Below are 12,782 nucleotides of genomic sequence, written 5' to 3' on the forward strand. Positions count from 1 at the left end.
GGACGGAGCGGGCATCCCGCTTCCGGAGGAGCCGGTCCGGACGGCCGGGGAGGGAGGGTGCGGTCTGGCCCGCTGGGCCTCGACCGGCTCGGGCGCGTCCCTCGCGAGCCGAAGGACGCTTTCACCCTCCGGATCGGTGGTCTGCCGGTGGATTTCCGCTCCCGCCGGTGCCCCTGGAACGCGGCGGCGCTGCGGCCGGCCGACGGCATGCGCGCCTTCGCGGCGACCGGTCCCCGGCGGCACGAGGAGTGGCAGGCGGAGCCCGTATCCGTGCGCTTCCGGCCGGGCCGGGATGCCGTCGCGGCGAACGCCCGGACCCTGCAAGGGCGTCTTCCGGTCGTTCGGGGCCTGCTGACGGCGGGTCGGTGGTGTGTCGGCGGCCGGCGGGGGTGTCCGGCCACGTACCGGGGGGGGTACGGCTTCGGGAACCGGCCGCCCGGGAGGTCCCGCGCTCGCGGGCCCGGCGGGCGGGCGGCCGGTTCCCGTGCGGGTCAGGCCTTCTTGAAGGAGTCCCAGAACTCGTCGAAGGTCAGCATGCCGTCGCCGTTGCCGTCCTTCGACTTGATGACCGCCTCGGCGACCGTCTCGGTGACGTTGAAGTCACCCAACTGCGCCATCACGCTCTTGTACTCGGCCGCGGTGATCAGACCGTCGCCGTCGAGGTCGTACCGGTCGAACGCTTTGCGGGCCTCGTCGATGTCCGCCACTGTGTTCCGCCCCTTCTCGGTGCTCTGTTGACGGAGATCAGATTATCGGGGCGGCCCTGTGGACAACTCCAAGGGGCGGGCCGACCGGTCGGGCAGCATGGGGCCATGAGCGACGAACTGTGGCAGCTCCTCGACGCCGCGGCGCACGGCAGGTTCCCCGTGCCCGACGGCCGGACCGCCGTCATCGGCAGGCCCCGCGCCCGGGACGAGGGCGTGCTGGCCTTCACCGCGCATTCGGTCGTCTTCACGGACGAGGACCCGGAGTGGGTGCGGAAGCAGCTCGCGGCGGCCCCGGCCGACCCGTTCGCGGCTGCGATGAACCCGCATTTCCTGGCCGCGATGCTGGAGCGTACGGGCCGCCGGATGGGCACGATCGACATGATGTCGGTGGCTCCGGCGCTCCCCGGGAGACCGGAACTGCCGCTGCGGGAGATCGGCGACCCCTCGCACCCCCGGGTGGTCCGGGCCGGGACGTTCCGGGACGGGGTGCGGGCCTGGGCGGCCGACGGCGGCACCGTGCTGCTGGGGCGGGGCCTGGCGGGCCGCTGGGAGTGCGCGGTCGAGGTGGACGAAGAGGCCGGAGGCAAGGGGCTCGGCTCCGCTCTGGCCCTGGCCGCGCGGCAGCTGGTGCCGGGACGTGCGGTCTGGGCGCAGATAGCCCCGGGGAACGCCCGCAGTGTGCGGGCGTTCCAGTCGGCCGGGTTCTCCGCCGTGGGCTCGGAGGCCCTCTTCTCCTCCGGCTCTTCCGGCTGACCGGCCGCGCCGCAGGACGTCCGGCGGACCGTCGGCAGGCGCAGGACCGGACAAGAGCACCGCGGAAGCCTCAGCAGGGAAAGGAGGCAGGCGGCTCTCAGGCCGCGGGGACGAGCACAGGGCGCTGGGCGGGGACCGCCTGGGGGACGGACACCAGGGCCGGCTGGGTGGTGGCGGGGGCGGTCCCGCCGGGCGCCTTCTCCACGGTCGCCGCCGGATAACCGGCCCGCCAGGGCTCGTAGTGCGGGTTGTCCCGGCACTCGTTCATGATCTCGATCTTCTTCTCCTTGTCGACGGGGCAGACCCCGACGATGAACTGCCGGGCCACCCCGCCGGGGAAGGCCACCTCGACCTGGTCGGCGTACTTATGGGTGTCGCCGATGGTCTTGTTCACATCGACCCCGCCCGGTGCGTCGATGTAGTAGTTCCACCCGTTCTTCCAGGACTTGTACAGGTCGTGGTTGTAGCTGGTGGAGACATAGGGGGACGGCTGGTTGACGAGGACGTACTTCTCGATGTCGTACTGGCCGTCCAGCGGCGCCTTGGGGTGGAAACCCTCCTCGAAGACGATCTCGGGGCCGCGTCCGTCGGTGCGGTAGAGCTGAAGGCAGTTGGTGCGCCAGGAGGGAGCGGGGGTGATGCGGTTGATGTCGACGCGCCGGTCGGCGGCGGCGTAGAGGCGGTCGTCGACCGCGGGACAGGAGTTGGCGGGCGCGGCGGCCGACACGGGGGCCGCGGCGGGCCGGGCGGGGGCGACGGGGCCGGCGGTGGCCGCACCGGCGGCCGGGAGCAGCGCGGCGGAGAGGGCGAGGGCGACCACGGCGGCGCGGCGCCGCGGACGGGACGGGATCATCATGATGATCACCATCCCGGTCCGGCGGTACGGCAGGGGGCAAGGTCACCCACCCGTAGGCGGGTTGACCCGGCGCCTTGACCCGGCGCGGGCGGGGCCGCTCGCCCGTCCGGGCCGTCCGGATCGACGAGCGGACCCCGTGGGGGGGTGGGGGTGTGGGGGGTGTGGGGAAGCAGGGCAGAGGGCCGGCGGCGGGGCGGGGAGGGGGAGGGGGGCGGGGGGTCAGCGGAAGACGCCGGTGTGGCCCAGGGAGTAGCGTCCCGGCTGCGGATAGAACGCCAGCCCGTGGGGGCCGTCACCGACCGGGATGCGGGCCAGTTGTTTTCCGGTGGCGGTGTCGATGGCGTAGACCTCGGAGTCGTACCGTCCGGAGAGCCAGAGGACCTTGCCGTCGGCGGAGACTCCGCCCATATCGGGGCTGCCGCCGTCGGGGAGCCACCACTTCTTGGTCAGCTTGTTGCTGGGGAAGTCGAAGACGGAGACGGAGCCCTCGCCGCGGTTGGGGATGTACATCTCCTTGGAGTCCCGGCTGATGTAGAGGCCGTGGGCGCCCTCGCCGGTGGGGAGCAGGGTGGGCTTGGTGAACTTCTCGCCGTCCAGGACCCAGATGCCGTGGGCCATCATGTCGGCGATATAGAAGGTCTTGCCGTCCGGGGAGATCTTCACATCCTGCGGCATCGCCCCGTCGAGGGGGAGTTTCTGCTGGCCGACGACCTCCATCCGGGCCGTGTCGACCTTCAGAAGCTCTCCGGAGAACTCGCAGGAGACGATGAAGTAGCGCCCGTCGGCGGAGAAGTCGGCGTGGTTGACGCCGTAGCAGGTGACGGGGGTGGTCTTCTTCCGCTCCATGGTGTGGGGATCGCGGAAGACGAGTTCCCGGTCCATGGAGGCCATCACGACGGCGTACTTGCCGTCGGGTGTGAAGTAGAGGTTGTACGGGTCGTGGACCTCGACCTCCTTGCCCGCTTTCCCGGTGGCGGGGTCGATGGGGGTGAGGGTGTGCCCCCGGTTGTTGTTGACCCAGAGGGTCTTCAGATCCCAGGACGGCACGACGTGCTGGGGCTGGACACCGACCGGGATCGTCTCGACGACCCGGTAGGTGGTGGGGTCGATCACGGAGACGGTGTTGGAGTTGGTGTTGGGGACGTACACCTTGGTGGGGAAGTTCTTCACGACGGGCGAGAGCTTGTTGGGCCGGTCGGCCGCGTAGAGGTCCTTGGGGTCGAGGACCGGCGGCATCCCGGGCAGTCCGGCGGGGACCGCGGGCTTCGCCGGTTTGCGCGCGGCGGCGGCGCCGGTCTTCTCCGCGGTGGTGGAGGCGCCGGTTTCGGTACCGCAGCCCGCGATCAGGGCGAGCGCGGCGGCGGCGAGCAGCACCCGGGGGCGGCGGGCGGGCCGCCGGGGGCGGCGCCGGACGGGCGTGGTGGGGTGGGGAGGGTGCATCAGCTCAGCAGCTCCGTGGTGGTCACCGCGCGCAGTCCGCGGCGGTGGAGGTCGTCGAGGAGGGCGGGCAGTGCGGCGACCGTGTCCGCATAGCCGAAGTGGAGGCTGACCACCGATCCGCGGTGGATCTGCCCGGCGACCGTACGGGTGACGGCCGCGGCGCCGGGCGAGGTGGCGTCGAGGGAGTCGAGGTCGTAGGAGAGGACGTGCGGATATCCGGCGCGCCCGGCGAGCCGGACGACGAGCGGGGTCGCGGTCCGGGTCCGTGAGGGCCGGAACCAGGTGCCGATGGAGCCGGTGAGCCTGCGCAGCCGGTCGGCGCAGCCGGTGATCTCCGCATAGGCCTCGGCCTCGGGCAGTTCATTGACCGAGACATGGTTCATCGTGTGGTTGCCGAGGTCGTGTCCGCCGTCGAGGATCCGGCGGGCCATCCCGGGGTACTGGTCGAGCCAGCTCCCGACGGCGAGGACGGTGATCCGGGCTCCGGCGCGTTCGGCCTCGGCCAGGACGGCTCGGGCGGTGGCCGGGTCGCCCGCGCCGTGGAAGGTGAGGGCGACCCGGTCCCGGCCGGTGGGGCCGTGGCTGATCTGGGCGGGCTGCCCGGGGTGGCGGCGGGGTGCGGGCGCGGCGGGCCGCTGCCCCGCGGGGCGGGCCGCCGCGTCGGCCGGTGCGGTGGCGGCGGGGCGGGCCGGCGGGGGCGCGGCAGGGGCCCGGCCGCCGTCGGCGCAGCTTGTGGCGAGGGCACCGGCGGCAGCGGCCCCGGCGGCGGCCCGCAGGGCACGACGGCGGTCGATCGGGGTCACAGTAGAGGACGTTAGGCAGAGAATGCTACGAAAGTACCGATTAGACCGACTTAGGTAGTTTCGCGAGTGGAGCGCAATATCATTGCACCGTAAAAACACGCCCCCACACGGGCGATTCCGCAAGGATTACGAGGCGAGTGCCCCATCTCACCTGAGATCCTCGCGCGAACCGCCCAGTTTGGCAGGTAATGACCGATTCGCTCATTTGGGAGTTGTTTCACGGTCTGCCATAGTCGGAGTTACGACCTCCTCCGACCCGAGCTCGGTCGTTATCAGCAGCCGTGGAACCACCCCCCTGTCCACGGCGCTCCCCAGCAGCCCCCGCCCGCCGCACACCGGCATCCGTGGGGGCTTCTGGGGTATCCGGGGGCGCAACGGCCTTGGACCGGATTCCCCGCGCGGACCCCGGTCCGCGACGGGGCGCCGCCCGCACGCGGGCGGCCGTCATCTCGAACCGGGCTGCGGGACCCTCATCTCGAACCAGGTCGTCTTGCCGCGCGGCAGCAGGTCCACCCCCCACCGGTCGGAGAGCTTGTCCACCAGGTAGAGCCCCCGCCCGCTGATATCCATCGGCTGGACCGGCAGCAGACAGGGCAGTCCGCGCGAGGGATCGCGCACCTCGACCCGGATCCAGCCGGGCCGGCGCGTCATCCGCAGTCCGAAGACCCGGGCGCCGGTGTGCCGGACCGCGTTCCCCACCAGTTCGGAGACGAGGAGGACGGCCGATTCGGCGGTCTGGGCGGGGAGGGTCCACTGACGGACGATCACGGAGTGGGTCAGCCGCCGGGCGGTGGCCGCGGATTCGGGACGGGACGGGAGCCGCACCTCCTCCAGCGAGGGGTCACCGAACAGCTCCAGCGCCTTCAGGCCCTGCTCGTCCTCGATGGCGGTCATCCAACGGATCGCGGTCACGCCGTCACGCTGCCGCGGTTGTTCCGCACCTTCGAGGCCCGCCATGCCCCCATCATGGCTGCTGAGCGCGGATTCCGTGGCCTTTCCAGCGGAATAGGGCCCCCGGAACTGCACATTCCGGGGGCCCGCGGTGGCATATGTCAGTGGCCCCATGGGGCGAGTCGTGCCCACCCTGAGCTGCGTTGACACCTTGTCAACAATGCGCCCCGGGAGATCCGAACAGGCCGCAGCCTTAAGGCGCAGGTAAGGCGGCCTTAAGGGAACGGCAAGGTGCAGTACGGGATGCTCCGGTAGCCGTCAGAGGTCCTCGGTGCCGGTGAAGACCGCTTTCCCGGGGCCCTCCGCCACAAAGCTGCGCATCCCTCGCTCCTTGTCCTCCGTGGCGAACAGCCCGGCGAACCAGTTCCGTTCGACCGCGAGCCCGGTGTCGATATCCGCCTCCAGACCCACGTCCACGGACTCCTTCGCCGCCCGCAGCGCCAGCGCCGGGCCCTTGGCGAGCCGGGCGGCCCAGGCATGGGCGGCCCCGTAGACCTCGTCGGCGGGGACGACCCGGTCCACCAGGCCGATCTCCAGCGCCTCGGCCGCCTTCACCTGACGCCCCGTGAAGATGAGGTCCTTGGCCCGCGAGGGGCCGATCAGCCGGGACAGCCGCTGGGTGCCGCCGGCACCGGGGATCAGCCCGAGGAGGATCTCGGGCTGGCCCAGCTTCGCGTTGTCGGCGGCGATCCGGTAGTCGGCGCAGAGGGCCAGCTCGCACCCGCCGCCCAAGGCGTAGCCGGTCACCGCCGCCACCACCGGTTTGGGGATCCGGGCGACCGCCGTGAATGCGTCCTGGAGCGCCCGCGACCGGGCGACCATGCCCGCATGGTCGATCTCCAGCATCTCCTTGATGTCCGCACCGGCGGCGAACACCTTCTCACCGCCGTACAGGATCACGGCCCGGACGTCGGGGCGCTCCCCGGCCTCTTCGGCCAGCTCCCGCAGCCGGTCCTGGAGGGCGATGTCGAGCGCGTTCATCGGGGGGCGGTCCAGCCGGATCGTACCGACGCCGCCGGCTACTTCGAGGGAGACAGTGCTCATACGAGGAGGCTAACCGCGCGGGACGGCGCGGCAGGCCGTGCGTTGAATCACAGCCGTACCGTGCCGCGGTACCGCGTACGCGCCCGGCGCCCCGTGCCCGCACCGCGCCGCGCTGCGGTACCGCGTACGTGTCCGGCGTCCCGCCCCGGCAGCGGACTGTGCCGCGGTACCGCGTACGCGCCCGGCGACGCCGCCGGCTGCCCGGGGCCCGGCGCCCGGTTACTTCTTCCACTCCTCCCATGTCATGTTCCAGCCGCTCAGCCCGTTGTCGGGGGCGACCGTCTTGTCGCGGGAGTTGACCACCTCCACCACATCGCCGATCAGGGTGCGGTCAAAGAACCAGCCCGCCGGGGTGTCCCCGCCGCCGCCCTTCACATCGCGCAGCCCCACACAGCCGTGGCTCACGTTGGCGGTGCCGAAGATATCCGCCGAGGCCCAGTAGTTGCCGTGCAGGAAGGTGCCGGTCCGGGTGAGCCGCATGGCGTGGGGCACGTCCTTGATGTCGTACTCGCCCTTGCCGTCGGAGTCGGTGAACCCGACGGTCGCGCCGTTCATCCGGGTCACGTCGTGCATCTCGCTCACGACCATCTTCCCGTTGTACGTCATCGCGTCCGGCGCCCCGGCGGTGATCGGCAGGGTGGCGATCAGGCTGCCGTCCTGCCGTACCTCCATCGTCTTGGCCTCGGCGTCGACCAGGGAGAGCTGCGAGCGGCCGACGGTGAAGACGACGGTCTTGTCCTGGATGCCGTAGGCACCGGGGGCGGCTTCCACGTCCCGCAGCCCGATATCGACCGTGACCTTGGTGCCGGGCGTCCAGTACTGCTCGGGCCGGAAGTCCAGCCGCTGGTCGCCGAACCAGTGCCCGACGATCTCGACCGGCGGGTCGGACGTCACCCGGATCGCCTGCCGGACGGCGGCCCGGTCGGTGATCTTCCGGTTGAAGTCGAAGGAGACGATCATCCCGGTGCCGACGGTGGAGCGGTGCTCCGGCTTGAAGTAGCCGATGAAGCGGCTCTCGGGGACCTTGGTGGTGAAGGTGGTGTGGCGGGCGGTGCGCCTGCCGTGGCCGTCGAGCGCGACCACGTCGACGGAGTACTTGGCGGCGAGTCCGAGCCGGGTGCCCTCGGCGGGCCGCCAGCGCAGCCCGTCCTCGGAGATCGCGCCGCGTACGGCGGTGGGGGCCTCGTTCTCGATCCGGTTGACCGTGACGCGCTCCAGCCGGCCGCTGGTGAGCCGTACTTCGAGCCGGCTCTTGGGGTCGACGCCCCGGGCGCCGTCCTCGGGGGTCACCCGGATCACCTCCCCCGACACCAGCTGCGGTGGTACGACCCCGGGGTCGCCCCCCTCGCCCCCGCCCGGGGCACAGCCGGAGATTCCCGCCAACAGTCCTGCCAGTCCGACCCGTGCCACGGCGATCAGTGCGCCCCGGCCCGTCCGCTTGAGTACGTGTCTCACGCCGGTCCAACGACCACGGGCCCGCCGGGGAAACGTGGGCCGGGAACCGCGGCCCCGGGCGGGGTACCGAAACCCGGGCGGAAAACCGGATGAACGCGTCAGTGGTGAACCGTAGTCTCGGTCCTGATGCCCACTTACCCTTCACCCCAGGAGAGCGCGGCCGCGGAGCCCCCGCCCCCCACCGCGCCGGACGGTCCCCCGGCGCGGAAAAGGTCCGTGGTCCGGGTGCTGCTGCGGCTCTGGCCGTATGTGCGGCCGGTGCGCGCCCGGCTGTTCACCGCCGCCGGTGTGGCGATCGTCGCTTCGTGTCTGAGCCTGGTGATCCCCCTCGTACTGAAGTGGATCGTCGACGGGCCGGTCGCCGGCCGCGATCCCGGCGGGGTCTGGCTGGGCGCGCTGGCGCTGCTGCTGCTCGGGGTCGCGGAGGCGGTGCTCTTCGGGTTCCGCCGGTGGCTGGTGGCCCGACCGCTGGCGGGGGTGGAGGCGGCGATGCGGGCGGATCTCTTCCGGCACCTCCAGCGGGTGCCGCTGGCGTTCCACGACCGCTGGCCGTCGGGCCAGTTGCTGTCGCGGGGCACCGGTGATCTGAATCTGGTCCGGATCTTCCTCTCGTTCCCGCTGACCTTCCTCCTGGTCAACGGGGTGACCATTCTGATCGGCCTGGTGATCCTGCTGGTGCAGCAGTGGACGCTGGGGCTGATCCTGATGCTGCCGATCGTGCCGCTGGTGGTGATCTGCTCCTACTTCGAGGTCCGGTACTCCGTCGCGTCCCGGCGCGGTCAGGACCAGGCCGGGGATCTGGCGACGGTCATGGAGGAGAGCGTCCTCGGCATCCGCGTGATCAAGGGCTTCGGCCGCCACCGCAGCCAGGAGCGTTCCTTCCACGCTCTGGCGGGGCTGCTCCGCGGTACGGAGCTGCTGAAGGCGCGGATGGTGGCGGTCATCTGGGCGGTGATCACCGTCATCCCGGAGACCGCGATCGGCGCGGCGCTGGTGCTGGGCACCGTGCAGGTGGCTGACGGGGAGCTGTCCGCGGGCACGCTGGTGGCGTTCCTGTCGACGGCGCTGGCGCTGCGCTGGCCGGTGGAGTCGATGGGGTTCCTGGTGGCGCTCTGCCAGGAGGCGGCGACCGCGACGGAACGGTACTTCGAGGTGATGGACGAGCCGGAGGAGTCCGGCCACGGCGGAGCCGGGGAGCCGCCGGGCGCGGAGACACGGGACGGGGTGCCGCTGGGCGCGGCGACACAGGACAGGGAGACGCCGGGCGCGGAGTCACGCGACAGGGAGCCGCCGGGCGGGGGCGGGGGTACGGCGCCGGGGGGCTCCGGAATCCGGTTCGAGGGGGTGGCGTTCCGCTTCCCGGACGCGCCCCCGACCGCCGTTCCGGTACTCGACGGCGTCGATCTGCAGATCCGCCCCGGCGAGACGATGGCCCTCGTCGGCGCGACCGGCAGCGGCAAGACGGCCCTGACCGCCCTGGTGCCCCGGCTCCACGAGGTGACCGCCGGACGGATCACCCTGGACGGCGTCGACATCACGGCGATACCGCGCACGGAGCTGCGGACGCTGGTGTCGGTCGCCTTCGAGGAGCCCACGCTCTTCTCCGCGACCGTCGCGGAGAACGTCCTGATGGGCGCGGACGGTTCCGGCCCCGAGGCCCTGGACCGGGCGCTCGGAGTGGCCCAGGCCGATTTCGTACCGGCGCTTCCCCTCGGTGCCGACACACAGGTCGGCGAGCAGGGGCTGACCCTGTCGGGCGGACAGCGGCAGCGGCTGGCGCTGGCCCGCGCGGTCGCGGCCCGCCCCCGCTTCCTCGTCCTGGACGATCCGCTGTCCGCGCTCGACGTCCGTACGGAGGCCCGGGTGGAGGCCGCGCTCCGGCACGTACTGAAGGACACCACCGCCCTGGTCGTGGCGCACCGGCCGTCGACGGTGCTGCTCGCCGACCGGGTGGCGCTGCTGTCCGGCGGGCGGATCGCGGCCGTCGGCACCCACCATGAACTGCTGCGGACGAGTGCGGAGTACGCCTGGCTGATGTCGGGTACGGAGCGGCTCCCGGCGCCGCGGACGAACGCCGGGAAGACCGTGGAACAGGCGGAGCCCGCGGAACTCGCAGAACCTGCGGACCCCGGGGAACAGGCGGAGCAGGCGGAATCTCCGGAAGGAACGCGTCCATGACCCAGCCGACCGGATCCGGCGGACCGTCCCCGCAGCATGCGCCGGAGCGTACGCCGGAGGCCGGGGGTCCGCTCACCGTGCCGGGGGCGGCCGCGCCCGGCGGCGACCCCTTCGACCGGGACGACCTTCCCGCCACCGCGGGCGCGACCCGGGCGCTGCTGCGCTCGCTGCTCTCCCCGTACCGCGGCCGCGTGGTCCTGGTGGCGATCCTCCTGCTGCTCCAGCAGGCCGCGGTGCAGGCGGGCCCGCTGCTGGTCGCGTACGCGATCGACCGGGGCGTCCCGGCGGTCCGCGACCACGACTACGGGCCGCTGATCGCGGTCGCCGCGGGCTATGCGTCGGCCGCGTTCGGCGCCGGGCTGCTCCAGTACCTCTTCGTCACCGGTATCAGCCGGCTCAGCCAGGACGTTCTGCTCGATCTGCGGGCCCGGATCTTCCGGCACGCGCAGGCCCTCAGCGTCGACTTCCACGAGCGGTACACCTCGGGCCGGCTGATCTCCCGGTCGACGGCGGACGTGGAATCGCTGCGGGAGCTGCTGGACGAGGGCCTCCAGGAACTGATCGACGTCCTGCTGGCGTTCGTCTACATCACGGCCCTGCTGCTCTGGCTGGACCTGGGCATCGGCGCTGTCGCCATCGCCACCTTCGTCCCGCTCTCGCTGCTGATCCGGCTCTACCGGCGGCGCTGCGCCGTGGTGTACAGCCGGAAGTCGACGGCGATGGCGGCGGTCATCGTGAAGTTCACCGAGACGATGAACGGCATCCGGCCGGTCCGGGCCTTCCGCCGCGAGCGGGCGAACGACGAGGAGTTCGCCCGGCTCAACGCGGAGCACCGCCGCAGCAACGGCGACGCGATGCTGGAGCTGGCGCTGTTTGTGATGGGGTCCCGGCTGGTGGCGAACACCGCGGTCGCGGGCATGGTGCTGTGGGGTGCCTACCGGGTCGCGGACGGCACGCTGGGGCTGGGTGTGCTGGCGGCGTGCGCGCTGTATCTGCGGCGGCTGTACGACCCGATCGACCGGCTCGGGATGTTCCTGAACTCGTACGAGTCGGCCGCCGCCTCGCTGCAGAAGATCGCCGGGCTGCTGGCGCAGGAGCCTTCGGTGCGGGTGCCGCGGGAGCCTGTGCCGCTGCCGCAGCGCACCGCAGGGCGGCCGGGCCGTGAGGTCGTCTTCGACGGGGTGCGGTTCTCCTACCGCACCGGCGGGGAGGTGCTCCCCCGTCTCGACCTGGTGATTCCGGCCGGGCAGACGGTCGCGGTGGTCGGCTCGACCGGTGCGGGCAAGTCCACTGTCGCCAGACTGCTGGCCCGGTTCTACGACCCCACCGAGGGCCGGGTGCTCCTCGACGGGGTGCCCTTGGGGGAGCTGGAGACGGCGGAGCTGCGGCGCGGGGTGGTGATGGTGACCCAGGAGGCGTTCCTCTTCTCGGGGACGGTCGCCGAGAACATCGCCGTGGGCCGCCCGGACGCGAGCCGTTCGGAGATCGAAGCGGCGGCGAAGGCGATCGGGGCGCACGATTTCATCGCGGCGCTCCCCGACGGCTACGACACCGATGTCCGCAAGCGCGGCGGGCGGATCTCGGCGGGCCAGCGCCAACTGGTCGCCTTCGCCCGCGCGCTGCTGGCCGACCCCGCGGTGCTGATCCTGGACGAGGCCACCAGTTCGCTGGACGTACCGGGCGAACGGGCGGTGCAGCGGGCCATGGACACGGTGCTCCACGGCCGTACGGCGCTGGTCATCGCGCACCGGCTGTCCACGGTCGAGGTCGCGGACCGGGTGCTGGTGATGGAGCACGGCCGGATCGTGGAGGACGGGGCACCGGGCGAGCTGATCACGGCGGCGGGGGGCCGGTTCGCCGGTCTGCACCGGGCGTGGCGGGACAGTCTGGTCTGAACCCGTCGCCGTTGGGGCGGGAGGGGGCAGCGGGGTAGCGGGGGTCCGGAGCGGTGCGCCGCGGCCGTGCGGGCCGGTCCCGGGGGTGGGGCCGTACCGCGGTGGCGGGGCGGTAGCGCGGTCGTAAACCGGCCAGATGCCCCGGCCGGTGGCGGTCGTCGCCCGAAGGCCGGGCGGGGAGTCCCGGCCGGTGGGGGCGTTCCCGGGCCCGGCCGGTACGGACCCGGGGCATGGCGCGGGCCGTGGTCGGGACCCGGGGCGGATACCCCCGCGTTGCCCCGGCTTTACCTGCCCATGACGGGCCGTCGAACGGCCGTCCCGGCGTTCGCTCAGCGGACGACCCCCTTCGTTGAACGGACGCAATCCGGTCAACTTCTTGACGCGCTCCTGACAGAATCCCGCCACTCCTGCGACTCTTCACCCCGGTCCACCCTCCCGCACACCCGTTTACCGAACACGCAGACGAACTCGAACGAACTCAGACGAACCCAGACGAACGAGAACGAACACTGCCGCCCCCGCCCGGAAGCCGGTGCCCGGGAGACGGCCACGGGTTCCGGCGGCGCGCGCCGGGACCCGTGGGTCCGCACCACGCGCCGTACAGCACACGCCGTACAGCACACGCCGTACGGCACGTACGCCACCTACGGCACATACGGCATGTGCAGCACGTACGGCACATACCGCACCACCAGCAGTA

Annotated in this window: 9 protein-coding genes and 1 pseudogene; 3 read left to right on the forward strand and 7 right to left on the reverse strand. The window is 72.2% G+C overall.

The features are described 5' to 3' along the window. Positions 1 to 491 precede the first annotated feature (491 nt). A complete protein-coding gene (locus ACIQ9E_RS03955) occupies positions 492 to 707 on the reverse strand; it encodes an EF-hand domain-containing protein (protein ID WP_006346511.1) in 216 nt (71 codons plus the stop codon). 105 nt (positions 708 to 812) lie between these two features. Between ACIQ9E_RS03955 and ACIQ9E_RS03960 the strand changes: the two genes are divergently transcribed. Further along, positions 813 to 1,460: a GNAT family N-acetyltransferase gene (locus tag ACIQ9E_RS03960; protein WP_403701570.1), complete on the forward strand. Its 648-nt coding sequence runs from the start codon at positions 813 to 815 to the stop codon at positions 1,458 to 1,460. 229 nt (positions 1,461 to 1,689) lie between these two features. On the opposite strand, the pseudogene ACIQ9E_RS03965 reads toward ACIQ9E_RS03960, so the two are convergent. The 6 genes and pseudogenes from ACIQ9E_RS03965 to ACIQ9E_RS03990 form a co-directional block, all read right to left on the reverse strand. Next, positions 1,690 to 2,313 (reverse strand): annotated as a pseudogene (locus ACIQ9E_RS03965) (ADP-ribosyltransferase); the annotation flags it as partial. Positions 2,314 to 2,535: 222 nt separating this feature from the next. After that, positions 2,536 to 3,756: a YncE family protein gene (locus ACIQ9E_RS03970; RefSeq protein WP_403701574.1), complete on the reverse strand. Its 1,221-nt coding sequence runs from the start codon at positions 3,754 to 3,756 to the stop codon at positions 2,536 to 2,538. Continuing rightward, complete coding sequence (locus ACIQ9E_RS03975; protein WP_403701577.1) at positions 3,756 to 4,559, reverse strand: polysaccharide deacetylase family protein; 804 nt, start codon at positions 4,557 to 4,559, stop codon at positions 3,756 to 3,758. The genes ACIQ9E_RS03970 and ACIQ9E_RS03975 overlap by 1 nt, the downstream gene beginning before the upstream one ends. A gap of 444 nt (positions 4,560 to 5,003) precedes the next feature. Continuing rightward, positions 5,004 to 5,516: an ATP-binding protein gene (locus ACIQ9E_RS03980; RefSeq protein WP_403701580.1), complete on the reverse strand. Its 513-nt coding sequence runs from the start codon at positions 5,514 to 5,516 to the stop codon at positions 5,004 to 5,006. A gap of 252 nt (positions 5,517 to 5,768) precedes the next feature. Further along, positions 5,769 to 6,554 carry an enoyl-CoA hydratase/isomerase family protein gene (locus tag ACIQ9E_RS03985; protein WP_403701583.1) on the reverse strand — a complete coding sequence of 262 codons (786 nt, stop codon included), beginning with the start codon at positions 6,552 to 6,554 and terminating at the stop codon, positions 5,769 to 5,771. 219 nt (positions 6,555 to 6,773) lie between these two features. Next, entirely contained in the window at positions 6,774 to 8,009 is a 1,236-nt protein-coding gene (locus ACIQ9E_RS03990) for an Ig-like domain-containing protein (protein ID WP_403701587.1), read from the reverse strand. A 126-nt stretch (positions 8,010 to 8,135) separates the two neighbouring features. On the opposite strand from ACIQ9E_RS03990, the gene ACIQ9E_RS03995 reads away from it, so the two are divergent. Together ACIQ9E_RS03995 and ACIQ9E_RS04000 are read left to right on the forward strand one after the other, a co-directional pair. Beyond that, complete coding sequence (locus ACIQ9E_RS03995) at positions 8,136 to 10,187, forward strand: ABC transporter ATP-binding protein (RefSeq protein WP_403701590.1); 2,052 nt, start codon at positions 8,136 to 8,138, stop codon at positions 10,185 to 10,187. After that, positions 10,184 to 12,082, forward strand: coding sequence for an ABC transporter ATP-binding protein (locus tag ACIQ9E_RS04000; RefSeq protein ID WP_403701593.1), 1,899 nt, complete (start codon positions 10,184 to 10,186; stop codon positions 12,080 to 12,082). Before ACIQ9E_RS03995 ends, ACIQ9E_RS04000 begins: the two co-directional genes overlap by 4 nt. Positions 12,083 to 12,782: the final 700 nt, after the last annotated feature.

Origin of the sequence: Streptomyces sp. NPDC094448, from assembly GCF_044763775.1 — a bacterium.
GTDB lineage: Bacteria > Actinomycetota > Actinomycetes > Streptomycetales > Streptomycetaceae > Streptomyces.

Bases quoted from the DNA above. Each gene is read 5' to 3' on its own strand.
- ACIQ9E_RS04000 (WP_403701593.1), top strand. From the start codon at position 10,184: ATGACCCAGCCGACCGGATCCGGCGGACCGTCCCCGCAGCATGCGCCG.
- ACIQ9E_RS03980 (WP_403701580.1), bottom strand. From the start codon at position 5,516: ATGGCGGGCCTCGAAGGTGCGGAACAACCGCGGCAGCGTGACGGCGTG.
- ACIQ9E_RS03995 (WP_403701590.1), top strand. From the start codon at position 8,136: ATGCCCACTTACCCTTCACCCCAGGAGAGCGCGGCCGCGGAGCCCCCG.
- ACIQ9E_RS03960 (WP_403701570.1), top strand. From the start codon at position 813: ATGAGCGACGAACTGTGGCAGCTCCTCGACGCCGCGGCGCACGGCAGG.
- ACIQ9E_RS03985 (WP_403701583.1), bottom strand. From the start codon at position 6,554: ATGAGCACTGTCTCCCTCGAAGTAGCCGGCGGCGTCGGTACGATCCGG.
- ACIQ9E_RS03970 (WP_403701574.1), bottom strand. From the start codon at position 3,756: ATGCACCCTCCCCACCCCACCACGCCCGTCCGGCGCCGCCCCCGGCGG.